The sequence below is a fragment of the Pseudonocardia sp. MH-G8 genome, from assembly GCF_002262885.1.
GTDB lineage: Bacteria > Actinomycetota > Actinomycetes > Mycobacteriales > Pseudonocardiaceae > Pseudonocardia.
The window spans coordinates 1467180-1484835 of the sequence record NZ_NKYF01000001.1 but is presented as its reverse complement, the minus strand read 5'-3'; the positions used below and the strand labels follow the sequence as shown (position 1 = coordinate 1484835).

The window sequence follows — 17656 nt, the reverse complement described above, 5'->3', positions numbered from 1 at the left end:
GGCCGGATGTCTCGGCGGCCCCATTCATCTCAACAATCTCGTGGTGTTCACCGTACCTTGCGAACGCCCGGGAGTGCGACGTGGCACCGGCAATGTGACGCCGCACGCGGTGGAGGTCACCCGCTGGGCTGGTGCCGCGGTGGCCTCGTACCGCGCCCGCTCGACGGGTACCCGCAGGTCCGTGCACCCGATCGGGTGTTGCCGGCGCCGGTCCCGGCACTCTCGGTCGTGGCCGCCCTCACCCGGGCAGTGGCGCGGCGACCGGCTCGGCGAGGTGGCGCAGCGCGAGCAGCGCGGCGGCGGCTGCGAGCGCGCCGAGCGCCAGCATCGCCGACCAGCCCGCGAGCTCGGCCACCAGACCACCGAGCGCGGGGGCGCCGGCGGCGGCGACGTAGTTGGCGGTGTTGGACACGGCCATCGCCGTGGCGGCGCGTCCCGGGGGCGCCAGCTCGCCCGCCGTGGTGAACACGAGCCCGTTCCAGCTGATCGCGAGCGCTGCGGCCGGAACCAGTACGACGGCGAGCAGCAGCGCGGGTGCGGGCCGCAGGAGCGCCGCCAGCGCGAAGCCCGCCGCCACCATGGCGGCCACGATCCGCAGCGGACCGAGCCTGCTCCCCGCCCGGTCGGACCAGGCGCCGTTGACGAGCCTGCCGAGCGCTCCCAGCACCTGGGTGACGGCGAGCAGCGCGCCGGCGACCGCCAGGGAGACACCGGAGCCCTCGTGCAGTACCTCGACGAGGAACACGGAGCCGAGGAACTGCGGTACCACCAGCAGGAAGCCGGCGAGGCTCAGGCGCTGCAGGCGAGGATCGGCCAGCACCGCGCGGGCGCCGGCGGTGGGGCGTGCGGACCGGGCGCGGCTGCCGGGGGGCTCCCGGATCCACACGGCGACGGCCAGCGCGGCGGCCGCGCACGTCACGGCGAGTGCGACGAACACGGCCGGCACGCCACCGGCGTCAGCGATCGGCGGCAGGGCGACGGCGGCCAGTGCCGCGCCGACCGGCACGGAGGTCTGGCGGATGGCCATGGCGGTGCCGCGGCCCGCGGCGGGGAACCAGGTCATCACCGCCCGCCCGCTCGCCGCGTTCACGCTCGCCCCGCAGGCGCCGGCCACGACGAGCAGCACGCCGGCGGACACCGCGTCGTCGGCGAGCGCGATGCCCCCGAGCGCCCCGGCCGCACCCACGAGCCCGATGGCCATCACCCAGCGCTCCCCGAACCGGTCCGCTGCGCTGCCCCAGGGGATCAACGTCGGGATCAGCCCCGCGGACGCGAGTCCGATGAGCACCCCGACCCCGCTGACACCCAGCCCGAAGTGCGCGCGCAGCGCGGGCGTGACGGCAGCGAGGCCGAGGAAGTAGGCGGTGGAGGCCTGTGCGGCGGTGCCCACGACGAGCACGACCCACCGATACCGAAGCGCCGCACCCATGGGGCGACCCTAAGCCGAGGTACCGAAGGGTGGGACCCGGCGTCCACATGTTGAGATCGCCGCGAAGTGCGGCTCAGCCGCGCAGGCCGCCGCGGATCTGGGCGGCGCGGCCGGGGGGCGGCGCGCCGTCCTCCTCCGGAACCGACGTCGGGTCGATCGCTGCGGGGGCGGCGCGGTCCTCGGTGCCGGCCACCAGCTCGGCGTCCACCGGGACCGAGCGCTTCACCAGCGCGAGAGCCACCGGGCCGAGTTCGTGGTGCAGCGCCACCGTGCCGACCCGGCCGATGGTGCGACCGTCGCGCACCACCGGGTCGCCGGGGACCGGCAGGGTCTCGTCGCCGCCGTCGAAGTGCAGCAACACCAGCCGACGCGGCGGACGGCCCAGGTTGGCCACCCGCGCCACCGTCTCCTGGCCCCGGTAGCAGCCCTTCGTCAGGTGCACGGCGGAGCCGATCCAGCCGACCTCGTGCGGGATCGTCCGCTCGTCGGTGTCGACGCGCAGGCGAGGCCGCAGCGCCTCCACGCGCAGCGCCTCGAACGCCATCGTGCCCGCAGGCCGGGCGCCGGCCGCGGTGAGCCGCTCCCACCATGCGTCCCGCGCGTCGCGGGGGACCAGCAGGTCGGCGGCGTCGGTGCCGGGCCAGGACATCCGCCGGACGAGCCCGCCCCCGGGCAGGGCGAGCGCACCGTGCGGGCGCTCGGGCACGGGGACGCCCGCCGCGGTCAGCACCTCGGGGGTGTCGGGGCCGACGAGGCTCAGCAGCGCGTACCCGTCCGTGGCGTCCCGCGGCTGCACGTCGGACCAGAACACCATCTTCTGCAGGTAGTCGAGCAGCTCGGGCACGTCGTCCGCCTCGGTGTCGAGGAAGACGGTGTCGCTGGTGTGCGCGACCACCATGTGGTGCAGGACGCGCCCGTTGAGGTCGAGGACGAGCGCCTCGGTGCCGGTGTCCGCCGGCAGCTCGCTGACGTGCTGGGTGAGCAGCAGGTGCAGCCAGCTCAGCCGGTCGGCGCCGGTCACGGTGATCACGCCGCGGTGGCTGCGGTCGACCACGGCGGCTCCGCGGGCCATCGCGCGCTGCTCGGCCAGCGGGTCGCCCCGGTGGGCAGGCACGGTCGGGTCGGCGTCCGCGCCGGGCAGCGTCTGCTCGGGTGCCGCCTGGTCAGGGGCTTCCGTCACGACTGTTCCTCCTCTTCGTCGCGGCAGCCGCGACAGCGGCCGGACAGCGCGACGTGTGACGGGTCGAGCACGAATTCGGACTCGGCGAGCAGGCGCGCGGCGAGCCCGTCCATCAGGTCGGTGGGTGACTCGGTGACCCTGCCGCACGAGTGGCAGACCAGGTGGACGTGCTGGTGTTCCTGTTCCGAGTAGGTGGGTGCGCCGTGGCCCAGGTGCGTGTGCCGGACCAGGCCGATGCGTTCCAGCAGGTCGAGCGTGCGGTACACGGTGGTGATGTTGACGGCCGGGGCGGCGCTCTGCACTCGCGTGCAGATCTGCTCCGGGGTGGCGTGGCCGAGTTCGCGGACGGCGTCGAGCACGAGCTGGCGCTGCGGTGTCATCCGCAGCCCGCGCTGGTGCAGCGTGCGACGGAGGGCGGATGGCCCCTGGTCGGCAGGCTCGGCCGTCGGCGCAGGTGCCGGGCGGGTCTCCACCGGATCGATGGTAGGCGTTCTCGACGTCCGAGGCGTGCCGCACCAGGGGTTGCGCCGCGCCGTTACCCGAGGAACGGGCCGCGCCGGTATGCTCCGTCAGGGTGAACGACCAGGTTTGATCGCCTGGGGCTACCTACCCTCGGCGGGGTGAAGGGGCTTTCGCGCTCGGGAGGGACGACGGATGACGAGTGATGCGGGCGCCCTCGGCGCCCCGAATTTCGACGTCGTCCTCCGGGGCTACGACCGCAAACAGGTCGACGAGCACGTGGGCCGCCTCCAGCGGGTGGTATCCCGGATGCGCGCCGATCTGGAGATGGCGCGCAGCCAACCGATCCCCGTCGTCCAGTCCCCTCCCGGTGGCATCCCCGGTCAGCCCGGCGCACGTCCCCGGCCCACGCCCCGCCCGCGGCCCGGCATGCCCGCCGCGCAGGGCGGGGAGTCGCCCGACGTCGTCGGCAGCTTCACCGATCGGATGCAGAGCATCCTGCAGGCGGCGGAGGAGGAGGCCGCGGAGATCCGCAACAAGGCCCGCGCCTCTGCCCGCGCCGAGGAGGAACGGGTCCGCGCGCAGCTCGCCGACCTCGTGCGTCAGCGCGACGCCCTGCTCACCGAGCTCACGAGGATGCGTGGCCAGCTCGAGGGCATGCTCGCGGCCCCGACCGGGCGCATCAACCTCTCCCAGGCCGACACCGCAGCGTCCGCCCGCCCGCCGTCGCCCTCGCCATCGCCCGGTAAGCCGAGTCCAGGGGCGCCCCCACCGTCCGGTGCCCGACCCTCGGCCACCCCCACTCCGCGACCGCGGCCTTCCGCAGGTGGCCCCGCCGAGGGACAGGGCGGCCCGCAACCGGCTCGTCCCGCGCCGGACGCGGCGCCCGCAGGCAAGGGTGTCCAGAACGCGCCCGCACCGAGCGGCCCCTCCCGCCCTGCGGCACAGCCGGATCGCGCGCACCAGGCGGACGCCGCACGCGCCGCGCAACACGCGCCGCCCACAGCGCCGGCTCCTCAGCAGGGCTCCCCGTCGGGTGCCGCAGGTACGTCGCCGGCACCCGGATCCGGCCGCAGCCCTTCGAAGCCGGGCGCACCGGGCGGGTCGGCCCAGCCGGCTCCCGCCCCGCCCGGCCCGGGCGCGTCCACTCCTGGTCCGCAAGGGCCCAACCGGCCGGGCCCCCGCGGGCCGGGTTCGAGTGGCCCGGGTTCGAACAGCCCCGGCGCGAACGGGCCGGGTTCGAGTGGCTCGGGTGGGAACGGCTCGGGTTCGAGCGGCCCTGGCTCGAGCCGGGTCGGTTCGAACGGCCCGAGTGGCAGCGGCCCCGGTGGCAACGGCCCGAGTGGCAACGGCCCCAGCGGGAGCGGCCCGGGTTCGAACGGTCCCGGCGCGAACGGGCCGGGTTCGAGTGGCTCGGGTGGGAACGGCCCTGGCTCGAGCCGGGTCGGTTCGAACGCCCCGAGTGGCAGCGGCCCCAGCGGGAGCGGCCCCAGCGGGAGCGGCCCGGGTTCGGGCGGCCCCGGTTCGAACGGTCCCGGTGGGAAGGGCACGAGCGGGAATGGCCCGGGCGGTCACCGATCCGGTTCGAGCGGCCCCGGATCGAACGGCCCAGGCACGAACGTTCCGGTTCCGAGCGGTTCCGGTGCGAGTGGTTCCGGTGCGAGTGGCGCAGGTTCGAGCAGGTCCGGCGGGAACGGGCCTGGCGCGAACAGCCCTGGTGGGAACGGTCCTGGGGGCAACGGTCCGGGTGTGAACGGCCCCGGTGCGAATGCCCCCGGTGCGAATCGGCCGCAGCCCGGAGGCCCCGGTGCGAGCCGTCCGCCGTCGGGTGGCTCGGGTGCGAACGGGAAGGGCCAGAACGCCGGACCCGCGCAGCCGGGCGGATCCCGGGGCAGCGAGCCGCGCCCGGGCGGGAACGCCGCACCTGCGCAGCCCACCGACCGCGGGACTGCCGGGCCACAGCCTCCGCGCCGGCAGGGGAGTGCCTACCCGCCACCCGCCGAGAAGCCGGGTCCGTCGCGGCCCCGCCCGGATGCGGAACCGGAGGCCGGCGACCTCTTCCGCCCGTCATCCGATCAGGCGAAGCGCGGCGACGCCGATCCGAAGGCTGCGGGCCGGCCGGCGGAGCCCGGGCAGCCGGGGGACCGCACCGCCCTGGTGCCCACCGTCCAGCCGCCGCTCGGGCCGCCGAAACGTCCGGCGGATCAGCCGTCCAACGGCGGGATCGACTCTGCGGCCAAGGTCAACGCAGGGCGTCCGGGCTCGGGCCCGGCACCGGACGGTGCCCGCCCTGAGGAGAAGGACGCGACCGGCGAGGCGGGCCGTCAGGGCTCCGAGCGCGGCGGCAACGCCGGGGCGAACGGTCCTGAGCACGCCACCCGCTCGCCGTCGGCGTCACGCTCCGGGTGATCCTTACTGCGCACCGTGAGCTGATTGCGCGTACGGTGCGCAGCCATGCAGCTGCTGTCGGCGTCCGCGCTGGTCCCAGTGGGTGTGGGCGCGGTCATCATCGGTGTGTTGATCCTCGTAGTGATCGCCGTGCGCCGGCGCGCGCAGGCGGCGCCCGCGGCGCGGGGCTCGGGCACCCGTGCAGAACGGATGCCGGTTGCCGCGTCGCCGCTGCCGGCCGCCGCGGGTGAGCAGGCCGCCCCGGTGGCCGACCCGTTCCCCCCGGCGCGGCCCGTGTGCGATGCGGTCGGGAACACCCTGGAGGTTCCGGTGCAGGCGGCCCCGACCGGATCACCCGGGCCCTCGCCGGCCGAGGCGCTCCCTCCGGCTCCTCCCGTGGCCGCGCCGGCGGCTGCTGCCGAGCCGGTGATGCCCGTGCAGGTGCCCACACCGGCTGCTGCGCCGCCTCCGCCGCCTCCATCGCCGCAGTACACCGGCTCGGGCCGGACCGTTGCCGCAGCGGTCGCCCAGGCGTTCGCCGTCCGTGCCGCCGCGAGCCGGGCCGGCGGGCCCCCGTCCCGCATGCCGGACCAGTGGCGCGGCGATCCCGTCCGTGCGCCGCAGCCCGCGCCTGGGGCGGACGCCGCGGCGCCCACCGTGGAGGAGGAGCGGCCGGCCGCGTCGTGGCCGACCCACCACGCGCCGGTCGTGGACGAGGCGCCGCGTGCTGCGGCGTGGCCGGCCGACCGCACGCCGGTCGTGGATGAGGCGCTGCCTGCGCCGTCCGCGCCGGCCGACCGCGCGCCGACCGACCCCGCGCCGACCGACCCCGCGCCGACCGACCCCGCGCCGACCGACCCCGCACCGACCGACCCCGCGCCGACCGTGGTCGCGCCGACCGACCCCGCACCGGCCGCGGCCGCACCGGCCGTAGCCTGGGCGACCGACTCCTCGCCGGTCGTGCAGGACGCGCCTCCAGCGAGCGGCGCCACGGATGACGCGACGCCCCCCGCCGGGCAGGAGCTTCCGGGTACGGCCGCGTTCGAGTCGGCGCGACCGGTCGTGGACGACCACGGGTGGTCACCGGTCGGGACGAACGGCGACGCACCACCGGAGCCGGCTGCGCCTGCCGCATTCGTGCCCGCCCAACCGGTTCGGGACGACGAGGTCGTCCCGCCGCCGCGTTCCGGGCAGGACGGTGCCGCGTCGCCCGCCCGCCCGGCTGCGGCCGACGCGCGGGACCGGCTGCTCGGGGTGCTCCTGAACGACCCGGAGCGGGCCGTCGGTGCGGCCGTCGAGCTGGAGGACTGCCTCCGCGAACTGGACCGACTCTCCGAAGCCGTGCGCCACGAGCGCGGCGTGCTCCGCAACGTCCTGCACAGGCTCACCGCCGCCGGCCTGCGCCCGGCGCAGCTGGCCCGGCTCGCCGGGCTGCCCCTCGCAGAGGTGGAGGAGCTGCTCGAGCCCGAACCCGCGGAGCAGCAGGCGTGAGCACGGAGGCCTCCACGTCGGTGCGCTGACCACGTACGTCCGCCACGTCCGATCAGGCGGCGCGGGGCCGCCCAGCGTTGCCGGCGTTCGCTGCGGACACGGGCGCGTTCTCCACGTTCGTACGGTTGGTCGGTGCGATCCGCACGTCAGGGTCCTTGCCACCACGCTCACGTGCTTCTCGCGCACCGCCTCGCCGGGGTGACCGCCAGGAGTGGTGTGAGCACGACAGATGGGTCTGTTGCCGAGTCGGTCACGGCCCGCGCCGCGGACGCTGCGTCGATCACGGCACACGGTGGTCGGTCGATCGCCGATCACGCCCGTTCGCCCGTGGTCGACGCTGCTGGTCGGGACGCGGCGCGCGGTGATCGGCCTGATCAGTACCTGGCGGCGGGTGCTGCGACGGTGGCGTACTTGTCGGAGCGATCAGGGCCTGATGCTCGGTGCGAGCAGCGCGTGGGTGCTGTCGCGGCAACGGTGAGGTACTTCTCGCAGCGATCCGCCGACTTGTGCACCGGACTTCCGGCAGGGATCGCTAGCCCACGATCCGGCTCAGCCGGGCGGAGAGGTGGGGCTGCAGGGGCTGGCCGACCATCGCACGCTCGTCGACGTAGGCGAGGTCGCCGCCCTCGACGAGGCCGTACAGGCGGTGGGAGCCCACGACCTCCTTGGCGGACGCCGTGCGCACCACCGCGTCGGTCTCGATCTCCCAGGACGTGAGGTTGCGCGCGCGTCCGTAGAAGATCTCGGAGATGCCGGTGGCGTGGGTGATCAGCACTTCGAGCTCGCCGCCGGCCTGCGGGCGCCAGAACCCGGTCTCGCGGGCCGCGGGGCGCAGGATCTCACCGTCCGGGCCGAGCAGCCAGGCCTTCGCCTCGTAGGTGAGGAACGGGCGGCCGTCGTGGGCGAAGACGATCTGCTGGCCGTAGGCGTAGGGCCCGTCGATCGTCGGGTACACGACCTCGCCCGCGCCGCGCCAGACCCCGACCAGCGGCAGCAGCCCGATGCACTGGTCGTGCAGGTCGGGGCCCTCGCGGAGGTTCGCGGTGTCGTCCGGGATCGGCAGGTCGTCGAACCGCGGCCGGTTGCGCCGCGGGGAGTCGGGAGCGGCGTTGGCCGGACCGGTGATGGTGCCCGGCAGCTCGCCGTCGGCCCCGGTCACAGCACCGGCTCCGCGGGCGCGTCCGGCGTGCCGGGGGCCGTCGTGAACAGGCGCCGGAGGAGGTAGCCGGTGAACGTCGCGATACCGGCGCTCGCGGCGATCAACAGGCCGGTGAACAACCACTGCACCGGGCGGAGCCTAGTCGGTGCGTGGGAGCGGTGCCCGGCCCGCCCACGGACGAACGGCGCCCCCGGCGGCCCGGGAGCGCCGTTCGGCGCGGGTCAGGCGACGGCGACCTCGGCCCGGTGCACCCCGGGGCCGTCGGCCGTCAGCTCGGCCTGGCCGTTGCCGGCGCGGGAGAGCGCGCGGACGGTCCAGGTGCCCGGCGCGGCGAAGAAGCGGAACTGCCCGGCGGCCGACGCCACGACCTCGGCCGTGAACTCCCCGGTGCCGTCCAGCAGCCGCACGAAGGCGCCGCCCACCGGCTCACCGCCTGCGACGACCCGCCCCGTGAGCACGGTCTCCTTGTCCAGGTCGGTGCCCGCGGGCAGCGCGACCGCCTGGTCGGGTGCGCCGCACATCAGGACGCCTTCTTCTCGGGTGCGCCCAGCTCGATCGGCACGCCGATCAGCGAGCCGTATTCGGTCCAGCTGCCGTCGTAGTTCTTGACGTCGCTGTGCCCGAGCAGCTCGTGCAGCACCACCCAGGTGTGCGAGCTGCGCTCCCCGATCCGGCAGTAGGCGATGGTGGCCTTGCCGGCCTCGTAGCCCTCGTTGGCGTAGAGGGCCGCGAGGTCCTCGTCCGACTTGAAGGTGCCGTCCTCGTTGGCCGCCTTGCTCCACGGGATGTTGATCGCGGAGGGGACGTGCCCGGGCCGCTGCGACTGCTCCTGCGGCAGGTGCGCGGGGGCGAGGATCTTGCCGGAGAACTCGTCGGGCGAGCGGACGTCGACGAGGTTCTTCGTGCCGATCGCGTCGACCACCTCGTCGCGGAAGGCGCGGATCGAGTTGTCCGGGTCCTTCGCGGTGTAGGTGGTGGCCGGGCGCTGCGCGGCCTCCGTGGTGAGCGTGCGGCCGTCGAGCTCCCACTTCTTGCGGCCGCCGTCGAGCAGCTTCACGTCGGCGTGCCCGTAGAGCTTGAACTGCCAGTAGGCGTAGGCGGCGAACCAGTTGTTGTTGCCGCCGTAGAGCACGACGGTGTCGTCGTTGCCCACACCCTTCGCCGACAGGAGCTTCGCGAACTGGTCGGAGTCGACGATGTCGCGGCGCACCGGATCCTGCAGCTCGGTCGTCCAGTTGATTTTGACGGCACCGGGGAGGTGGCCCCCGTCGTAGGCGGTGGTGTCCTCGTCGACCTCGAGGAAGACGATGCCGTCGGTACCGAGGTTCTTCTCGGCCCAGTCTGCGGTGACCAGGACGTCCTGGCGGCTCATGCGGTTGCTCCCCTGTCTGTTGGTCGTGCGCTGCTGTCGGCGGTGGCGGAACGGAACGAGACGTGCGCGGGCGCGCTGCCGGCCCGAGGCACGGCAGACGGGTGTGGTGGTGCAGACATGCGGATGCTCCTGAGGGTGCGCGGAAGACGCGGAAGGGCTCAGGAGACGCGACACAGGCAGCTGCCGACGCGGCACAGATCAACTGCGCGGCGACGGGTCAGCGGCCAGAACACGCAGGCGAGAGTAGCCGAGGATCGGGCCGCGCGGCAGTGCGCGCAGGCCGCCATCGGTCCGGATGAGGACCAGGTCACGCCCCGCGGCACCTCAACCGGTGGCCGCCACCGCACCGGCACCGAGGGTGAGGTCGTCGGCGAAGCCGCTGATCTCGAGGGCGCCACCGGCCGCGCGCAGCCGTGTAGGCGTGGCTGCGAGCGGGAGCGAACCGGGGTCGATCCGCAGCGTGAACTGCTGTTCGAGCGTGCGCTGGAGGGCCGCGGGGAGCGGCGGTGCGTCGCTGTCGCCGACCCGGATGTCGCGGGGCACGATCTGCGCCTGCCCGTCCACGAGCGTGAGCACGGCGATCGTCGACACCTCGGTCTCCTGCCCGAGCAGCGTGGCCGTGCCGACGAGGCGGACCGCGTCGCTCGGGTCGAGCGTCCGCAGCGACCTGTCGGCGCCCTCCTCGACGGCCTGCTGCAGCACGAAGTCGTCGACGTTCTCGATGCGCAGGTCCTCGATGCCGGGAACGAGGCGCTCCACGTCGGACGCGGGGATCCGGACCGTGCCCTCGACCGACCGCACCGCCAACGACTTCGGGCCGGACCCGAGCAGCATCGGCAGGGGCGCGCTGACGTCGCGCAGCCGTGCGTGGACGCTCAGGTCCCGCAGCTCGCCCACCTTGATCCGGAGGGCCGAGACGTCGACCTCGGGGTACTCGCCCGAGATGGCTTGGGTGAGGAACGGGAAGCCGTTGATCCGCACGTCCGGGTCGTCGACGAGCCCGATCTGCTCGCGCATCTGGCGCGACACCGCCGACTCGGCGAGCGCGGCTGTCCCGAAGTCGACCGCCACGAACAGTCCGACCAGGACGAGCAGCGCGATGACCAGGCGCCTCATCCGACCTCCGACCCTGCTGCCCGGCGCTCTGCCGGGGTGCGGCCTTCGACCGTAGAGCGAGCGTGTCTCCGCGCGTCACCGGGGTTGGCGCAGGCCGCGAGCGACCACCGTGCGATCCGGTGGGCGAGCGCCGCATGCGTGCCGCTCTCGCCGTGCCCGTCGCCGGGTTCCTCCCACAGCTCCGCGCGCCCGCCGGCCGCCGCGGCGAGCGCCCGGGCGTGGGTGGCGGAGAAGTAGCGGTCGCCGGCGATGTGCACGAGCAGCAGCGGCGCCGTGATGGCGGAGACCACCTCGACGGGTGACGGCGGCACCACCTCCCACCGGCCGTCGAGGCGCACGCCGAGAGCGCGGGCGGCGAGGCGGCCGTGGGGTTGTTCGAGCAGCCAGTGCACCTGTCGCATGGGGAAGGTCTCCCGTGAGTACCAGCGGGCAGGCGAGCTCACGGCCACCACGGCGTCCGGCGCGTGCGCGCCGTCGGCGGCCTGGCGCAGGGCCACGGCGGCGCCGAGGGAGAACCCGACCGTGGCCACCCGCTCGTAGCCGAGGCGGCGCGCGACGGCGACGGCAGCGTCGAGGTCGAGCGGCTCGCGGTCGCCCACCGTGCTGCGCCCGCCGGAGCGGCCGTGGCCACGCATGTCGAGGGCCACCACCGGCGCGTGAGCGCTCAACGAGGTGAGGAGCGCGCGGGTGGTCCGGTACCGGATGTGGTGGGTGAACCCGTGCGCGACGACGAGCGCGGCGCCGCGCGGAGGACCCGTCCGTGCGAGGTGAACACCGGTGAGCACGACGCCGTCGGAGGTCGTCGCCTCGATCGGAACGGGCGTGACCTGCGCCGCGCGGCTCGTGCCATCGACCTCCACCCGGCTATCCTGCATCGATCCGCGTGGTGGTGTACCCGCCGGGTCACGCGGGTGTGAACGGTGCGTCGAGGTCGCCCGCCGTGATCGGACGAGGGGCGCAGCCGGCGCTCCGGCTCCCGGTGGAGAGGAGACGCACCGCGTGGAACTCCTTCTGTTGACGGCCGACCCCGATCCCGGGTCCGTGCTGCCGGCCCTCACCCTGCTGCCGCACGGCGTCCGAACGGCCGCGCCCGAGGTGGCGGCCCTGCTCGACGCCGGACCGCACGACGCCGTGCTCGTCGATGCGCGCACCGACCTCGTGGCGGCCCGCAGCCTGTGCCGGTTGCTCGGCAGCACCGGCACCGAGGTGCCCGTCATCGCCGTGCTCACCGAGGGGGGCCTGGTGGCGGTCTCGGGGGAGTGGGCCATCGACGAGATCCTGCTGCCCGGCACGGGCCCCGCCGAGGTCGACGCGCGGCTGCGGCTGCTCAAGTCCCGTCCCGGCGCCGACGCGGGCCGCGACGGCACCGCGCTCGTGCTCGGCGAGCTCGTCATCGACGAGGCCACCTACGCGGCGCGGTTGCGCGGCCGGCTCCTCGAGCTCACCTACAAGGAGTTCGAGCTGCTCAAGTACCTCGCCCAGCACGCGGGCCGGGTGTTCACGCGGGCGCAGCTGCTGCAGGAGGTGTGGGGCTACGACTTCTTCGGTGGCACCCGCACGGTCGACGTCCACGTGCGGCGGTTGCGCGCGAAGCTCGGCCCCGAGCACGAGCAGATGATCGGCACCGTCCGCAACGTCGGCTACAAGTTCGTCCGGCCCTCGCGCGGCTCCCTCGCTGCGCCGCCTGCGGTCCTCACCGAGGACGAGGACGGCGACGAGGACGGGGGCGATCGAGCGCGTGGCCGGCTGTCCGGCTTCGCAGGACGGGTGTGACGGCGGGACGGGCTGCGCGCCGTCCGGGGTAGCGTCGTCGCATGATCGAGCTGGCGTGGCACGCGGGGTTGGACGAGGCGGCGGTGGCCGAGGTCGAGGCGCTCGCCGCGGCGGCCACGGCGGTGGACGGCACCGCGCCGCTCGGCGAGCACGTGCTGCTGCACCTGCACCGCGATGACGCCGCCCACCTGCTCGCGCGCGACGAGGCGGGCGTGCTGTGCGGGATCGCCCAGCTCGACGTCGCCGACGGGGTGGCCGAGCTCGTCGTGCATCCCGACCGCCGCCGCGCGGGGCTGGGCACGCGCCTGGTCGACGCGCTGCTGGAGCGCGGCAGCACCCCGCTGAACGTCTGGGCGCACGGGCAGCACCCCGGCGCCGTTGCCCTTGCCGCCCGCCTCGGGTTCACCGCGGCGCGGGAGCTGTGGCAGATGCGGCGCGACCTGGCCGAACCGGTGCCTGTCCCGGAACTGCCCGACGGGGTGGTGCTGCGGCCGTTCGTCGTGGGCGTGGACGAGGAGGAGTTCCTGCGCGTCAACAACTCCGCGTTCGACTGGCATCCCGAGCAAGGCGGCTGGGACCTCGACCGGATCCGCGACGGCGAGGCCCAGCCCTGGTTCGACCCCGCGGGGTTCCTGCTGGCCGTCGACGGCCACGGCCGGCTGCTCGGCTTCCACTGGACGAAGGTGCACACCGAACCCGAGCCGATCGGCGAGGTCTACGTGCTCGGGGTGGACCCGGCGGCGCGCGGTCTGCGGCTCGGCACGGCGCTCACCCTCGCGGGCCTGCAGCACCTGCGCGACGACCGCGGGCAGACCCGCGTCCTGCTCTACGTCGAGGCGGACAACTCAGCGGCCGTGCGGCTCTACGGCAGCCTCGGATTCACGCGTTGGCAGGCCGATGTTTCGTACCGCCGCTGACCCCTGTTCACCCCCCGGCAACCCGCGCGACGATGCAGCTGATCACGTCGACGCAGGTCACGGGGAGATCACGCTGCACCGTCGGTGAGTGTGCTGCCTCACCCGGGGGACGTGTTCATCCTGCGTTCACCTCGACGGCGGGGGGCGTCCACCGGGCTTACCTACCGTTCGCGACCGGTGGCTTTCTTGAGCCGCCTGCCCGTTCACGGGAACTCACGACGGAGGAACACAGGTGAACACCCTGCGGCACGGTTCCCGTGCCCGACTCGCTGCGGTCGGCGTGGCCGCCAGCGGCGCGCTCCTGCTCGCCGGCTGCGGCGCAGCCAACGAGACCGCCCCGCCTGCCGGCGGTGGCGACAGCGCTCCCACGAGTGACGTCGCCGGAACGATCGCCGGCGCCGGCGCCACCTCACAGCAGGCTGCGATGGAGGCCTGGATCGCAGGCTTCACCAGCATCGCTCCCGACGCCACCGTGAACTACGACCCGACCGGCTCGGGCGCCGGCCGGACGCAGTTCACCGCGGGCGCCGTCCAGTTCGCCGGCAGCGACTCCCTCCTGGACGAGGAGGAGCTGCCCGCGGCCCAGCAGATCTGCGGCGGCCCGGACAACGTCGTGCAGATGCCGCTCTACATCTCGCCGATCGCGGTGGTGTTCAACCTGGAGGGCGTCGACAACATCCAGATGTCGCCGGCCACGATCGCCAAGGTGTTCAACCGGCAGATCACCACGTGGAACGACCCGGCCATCGCCGCGGAGAACCCGGGCGTCCAGCTCCCGGCCACGGCGATCACGCCGGTGAACCGCGCCGACGAGTCCGGCACCACCGAGAACTTCACCGAGTACCTGGCCGCTACCGCGGCCGCCGACTGGCCGCACGAGCCCGACGGCAACTGGCCGGTCCAGGGTGGCGAGGCGGCGCAGGGCACCTCCGGCGTCGTCGGAGCGGTCCAGGCCGGCCAGGGCGCGATCGGCTACGCCGACCTGAGCCAGGCCGGCGAGCTCGGCACCGTCGACGTCCAGGTCGGCGACGGCTACGTCGACCCGACGCCGGAGGCAGCCGCCGCCGTCGTCGAGTCCTCGCCGCGGGTCGAGGGCCAGGGCCAGTACAACTTCGGTGTCGAGCTCGCGCGCGACAGCACCACGGCCGGCACCTACCCGGTCGTGCTGGTCTCGTACACGATCGCCTGCACCCAGTACTCGGACCCGGCCCAGGCGGACGCGGTGCGCGCCTTCCTGAGCTACATGGCGAGCGAGGAGGGCCAGTCGGCGGCCAGCGCGAACGCCGGCAACGCGCCGATCTCGGCCAGCCAGCGCAGCACGTTCCAGCCGGCGATCGACGCCATCGCCGCGGCGGGCTGATTGAGCCCGGTATCACGTAGCCGCGAGGCCCGGACGGTCGTCATCATGGACCCGTCCGGGCCTTCGGCCCGTCTCGACCTCGTACGTCTCCACTCTGCACGTTCGATCTTCCGCGCCGATCCGCGGGAAGGGATCACGTGAGTACCGACACCACCCCCGGGCCCGCTCCTGCGGGCACGCCGCTGCAGGCCGCCCCGGCGAAGCCGATCGTCCAGCCCGGTGACCGCATCTTCTCCGGCCTGGCCAAGGGCGCAGGCATCCTGATCCTGGTCGTGCTGGCCGGTGTCGCCGCGTTCCTGCTCGTCGAGGCGATCCCGGCACTGACCGCTCCCGCCGCCGACATCCCGGGCGGCGAGGGCTTCTTCGCCTACGTCGCCCCCCTGATCTTCGGCACCCTGCTCGCCGCGGTCATCGCCCTGGTGATGGCGACCCCGCTCGCCGTGGCGGTCGCTCTCTTCATCACCCACTACGCACCGCGCCGGATCGCCCAGGCACTGGGCTACGTCGTCGACCTGCTCGCCGCGGTGCCGAGCATCGTCTACGGCCTCTGGGGTGCCTGGACGCTCGCACCGGCCTCCATCGCCCTGATGCAGTGGCTGGAGGGCAACCTCGGCTTCATCCCGCTGTTCGCCGGCCCGGTGTCGGCCACCGGCCGCACGATGCTGGTGACGGGCGTCGTACTCGCCGTCATGATCCTTCCGATCATCACGGCCGTGGCGCGGGAGGTCTTCCTCCAGACGCCGAAGCTCCACGAGGAGGCGGCGCTCGCCCTCGGGGCCACCCGCTGGGAGATGATCCGCATGTCGGTGCTGCCGTTCGGCCGCTCCGGCATCATCAGCGGCGCGATGCTGGGCCTGGGCCGCGCGCTCGGCGAGACGATGGCGGTCGCGATCGTGCTCTCCGTGTCCGGCGGCATCACCTTCAACCTGATCAGCAACGGCAACCCCTCCACGATCGCGGCGAACATCGCGCTGCAGTTCCCGGAGGCCAGCGGCCTCGGCGTCAACGTGCTGATCGCCTCCGGCCTGGTGCTGTTCCTCATCACCCTCGCGGTGAACTCCATCGCGCGCTTCATCATCAACCGACGCCGAGAGTTCTCGGGGGCCAACTGATGACCGTCGACACCAGCAAACGCCAGGAGTCGGGGAACGCGCTCCCGTCACCGCCGAGCGGCCTGCGCGAGCAGCGGCACCTGCCGACGTGGGCCGTGCCGGGCGGTCTGGCCGCCACCGCGGTCGTCGTCGGCGGTCTGCTGGCCCTCGTCGGGTTCAGCTTCGGGTTGTTCGTCGTCGGCACCGCCGTCGTCTTCGCCGTGGGGCTCTACGCCGCCTCGTACGCCGTCGAAGGCAGGCGCAAGGCCGTCGACCGGTTGGTCACGGTGATCGTCACCTGCGCCTTCCTGCTCGCCGTCATCCCGCTTGTCTCGGTCATCATCACGATCGTCACCGAGGGCGTCGCCCGCTTCGACACGGAGTTCTTCAGCTCCTCGATGCGCGGCGTCGTGGGCGAGGGCGGTGGCGCGTACCACGCGATCACCGGAACGTTGATCATCACCGGGTTCGCGGCCCTGATGTCCATCCCGGTCGGGCTGCTCACCGCCGTCTACCTGGTCGAGTACGGCAAGGGAAGGCTCGCGCAGGCGATCACCTTCTTCGTGGACGTGATGACCGGCATCCCGTCGATCGTCGCCGGTCTGTTCGCCGTCTCGCTGTTCACCTACGTGGCCGGGCCCGGAGCCCGGCTCGGGTTCGCGGGCTCGGTCGCGCTGTCGGTCCTGATGATCCCGGTGGTCGTGCGCGCCACCGAGGAGATGCTCAAGATCGTGCCGAACGAGCTGCGCGAGGCCGCCTTCGCGCTCGGGGTGCCCAAGTGGCGCACGATCATGAAGGTCGTGATCCCGACGTCGATCGCGGGCATCGCCTCCGGCATCACGCTGGCCATCGCCCGCGTGATCGGCGAGACGGCGCCGCTGCTGGTCGCGGTCGGCCTCTCCACGGCGCTGAACTTCAACGCCTTCGACGGCCGCATGGCCACGCTCCCGGTCTTCTCGTACCTCTCGTACGCCACACCCGGGGTGCCCCGCGAGCCCTACCTGGAGCGGGCGTGGACCGCGGCGCTCGTACTGATCATCATCGTCATGGTGCTGAACCTGCTGGCGCGACTCATCGCCCGCGTGTTCGCGCCGAAGACCCGATAGGAGCCCGGCGATGGGCAAGGCGATCGAAGCCAAGGACCTGAACATCTACTACAGCGCGTTCCGCGCGGTCGAGGGCGTCAACATGACGATCCGGCCGAAGACGGTCACCGCGCTGATCGGCCCGTCCGGTTGCGGCAAGTCCACCTACCTGCGTGCGATCAACCGCATGCACGAGGTCATCCCCGGCGCGCGCGTCGAGGGCAAGCTGGAGCTGGACGGCAAGGACCTCTACGGGCCGGGCATCGACCCCGTGGGTGTCCGTCGGCAGATCGGCATGGTGTTCCAGCGTCCCAACCCGTTCCCCACGATGTCGATCTACGACAACGTGATCGCGGGCCAGCGGCTCAACAGCAAGAAGCTGCGCAAGGACGCCACCGACGACCTCGTGGAGAAGTCGCTGCGGGGCGCGAACCTCTGGAACGAGGTCAAGGACCGGCTCGAGAAGCCCGGCTCCGGCCTCTCCGGCGGCCAGCAGCAACGGCTGTGCATCGCGCGGGCGATCGCCGTGCAGCCCGACGTCCTGCTCATGGACGAGCCGTGCTCGGCCCTCGACCCGATCTCCACGCTCGCGATCGAGGACCTGATCAACGAGCTGAAGATGGACTTCACGATCGTCATCGTCACGCACAACATGCAGCAGGCCGCGCGTGTGAGCGACTACACCGGCTTCTTCAACATCGAGGGCACCGGCAAGCCCGGCAAGCTCGTGGAGATGGACGAGACGAAGACGATCTTCTCCCAGCCCAAGGAGAAGGCGACCGAGGACTACGTGTCCGGCCGCTTCGGCTGAACCTGCCGTGAGTGGATACGGGTGC

At 73.6% G+C, this 17656-nt stretch carries 16 protein-coding genes; 7 read left to right on the top strand and 9 right to left on the bottom strand.

Annotated elements, in window-relative coordinates; translation table 11 throughout:
• Window positions 1-238 precede the first annotated feature (238 nt).
• From CFP66_RS06985 to CFP66_RS06975, 3 genes are all read right to left on the bottom strand, one after another.
• The gene (locus CFP66_RS06985) at window positions 239-1429 is read right to left on the bottom strand and encodes an MFS transporter (RefSeq protein ID WP_094921180.1); all 1191 of its coding nucleotides are present in this window, start codon (window positions 1427-1429) and stop codon (window positions 239-241) included.
• A gap of 73 nt (window positions 1430-1502) precedes the next feature.
• The gene (locus tag CFP66_RS06980) at window positions 1503-2609 is read right to left on the bottom strand and encodes a folate-binding protein YgfZ (RefSeq protein WP_369804967.1); all 1107 of its coding nucleotides are present in this window, start codon (window positions 2607-2609) and stop codon (window positions 1503-1505) included.
• A complete protein-coding gene (locus CFP66_RS06975; RefSeq protein WP_094921658.1) occupies window positions 2606-2989 on the bottom strand; it encodes a Fur family transcriptional regulator in 384 nt (127 codons plus the stop codon). The genes CFP66_RS06980 and CFP66_RS06975 overlap by 4 nt, the downstream gene beginning before the upstream one ends.
• Window positions 2990-5522: 2533 nt before the next feature.
• On the opposite strand from CFP66_RS06975, the gene CFP66_RS47840 reads away from it, so the two are divergent.
• The gene (locus tag CFP66_RS47840; protein ID WP_158228040.1) at window positions 5523-6947 is read left to right on the top strand and encodes a hypothetical protein; all 1425 of its coding nucleotides are present in this window, start codon (window positions 5523-5525) and stop codon (window positions 6945-6947) included.
• A 532-nt stretch (window positions 6948-7479) separates the two neighbouring features.
• On the opposite strand, the gene CFP66_RS06955 is transcribed toward CFP66_RS47840, so the two are convergent.
• The 6 genes from CFP66_RS06955 to CFP66_RS06935 form a co-directional block, all read right to left on the bottom strand.
• Entirely contained in the window at window positions 7480-8085 is a 606-nt protein-coding gene (locus CFP66_RS06955) for an FABP family protein (protein WP_094921657.1), read from the bottom strand.
• A gap of 17 nt (window positions 8086-8102) precedes the next feature.
• Window positions 8103-8234 carry a hypothetical protein gene (locus CFP66_RS49870; RefSeq protein WP_255413817.1) on the bottom strand — a complete coding sequence of 44 codons (132 nt, stop codon included), beginning with the start codon at window positions 8232-8234 and terminating at the stop codon, window positions 8103-8105.
• A 93-nt stretch (window positions 8235-8327) separates the two neighbouring features.
• Complete coding sequence (locus tag CFP66_RS06950; protein ID WP_094921175.1) at window positions 8328-8627, bottom strand: DUF1416 domain-containing protein; 300 nt, start codon at window positions 8625-8627, stop codon at window positions 8328-8330.
• Window positions 8627-9478: a sulfurtransferase gene (locus tag CFP66_RS06945; protein ID WP_094921174.1), complete on the bottom strand. Its 852-nt coding sequence runs from the start codon at window positions 9476-9478 to the stop codon at window positions 8627-8629. Before CFP66_RS06945 ends, CFP66_RS06950 begins: the two co-directional genes overlap by 1 nt.
• Before the next feature lie 324 nt (window positions 9479-9802).
• Window positions 9803-10594 (bottom strand): DUF2993 domain-containing protein, encoded by a 792-nt coding sequence (locus CFP66_RS06940; RefSeq protein ID WP_094921172.1) that lies wholly within the window; start codon window positions 10592-10594, stop codon window positions 9803-9805.
• Window positions 10591-11454, bottom strand: coding sequence for an alpha/beta hydrolase (locus tag CFP66_RS06935; RefSeq protein WP_233159187.1), 864 nt, complete (start codon window positions 11452-11454; stop codon window positions 10591-10593). Before CFP66_RS06935 ends, CFP66_RS06940 begins: the two co-directional genes overlap by 4 nt.
• 139 nt (window positions 11455-11593) lie before the next feature.
• Here CFP66_RS06935 and CFP66_RS06930 point away from each other — a divergent pair, with 139 nt between their 5' ends.
• The 6 genes from CFP66_RS06930 (at window position 11594) to pstB (ending at window position 17631) form a co-directional block, all read left to right on the top strand.
• The gene (locus CFP66_RS06930) at window positions 11594-12367 is read left to right on the top strand and encodes a response regulator transcription factor (RefSeq protein WP_094921169.1); all 774 of its coding nucleotides are present in this window, start codon (window positions 11594-11596) and stop codon (window positions 12365-12367) included.
• Window positions 12368-12408: 41 nt separating this feature from the next.
• On the top strand, window positions 12409-13284 hold the full coding sequence (mshD, locus tag CFP66_RS06925) for a mycothiol synthase (RefSeq protein WP_094921168.1): 876 nt from the start codon (window positions 12409-12411) through the stop codon (window positions 13282-13284).
• 241 nt (window positions 13285-13525) lie between these two features.
• Complete coding sequence (gene pstS / locus CFP66_RS06920) at window positions 13526-14644, top strand: phosphate ABC transporter substrate-binding protein PstS (RefSeq protein ID WP_094921655.1); 1119 nt, start codon at window positions 13526-13528, stop codon at window positions 14642-14644.
• A 182-nt stretch (window positions 14645-14826) separates the two neighbouring features.
• Window positions 14827-15756 (top strand): phosphate ABC transporter permease subunit PstC, encoded by a 930-nt coding sequence (gene pstC / locus CFP66_RS06915; RefSeq protein ID WP_094921653.1) that lies wholly within the window; start codon window positions 14827-14829, stop codon window positions 15754-15756.
• Window positions 15756-16841 (top strand): phosphate ABC transporter permease PstA, encoded by a 1086-nt coding sequence (gene pstA, locus CFP66_RS06910; protein WP_094921166.1) that lies wholly within the window; start codon window positions 15756-15758, stop codon window positions 16839-16841. The genes pstC and pstA overlap by 1 nt, the downstream gene beginning before the upstream one ends.
• Window positions 16842-16851: 10 nt before the next feature.
• Complete coding sequence (pstB, locus tag CFP66_RS06905) at window positions 16852-17631, top strand: phosphate ABC transporter ATP-binding protein PstB (RefSeq protein WP_094921165.1); 780 nt, start codon at window positions 16852-16854, stop codon at window positions 17629-17631.
• Window positions 17632-17656: the final 25 nt, after the last annotated feature.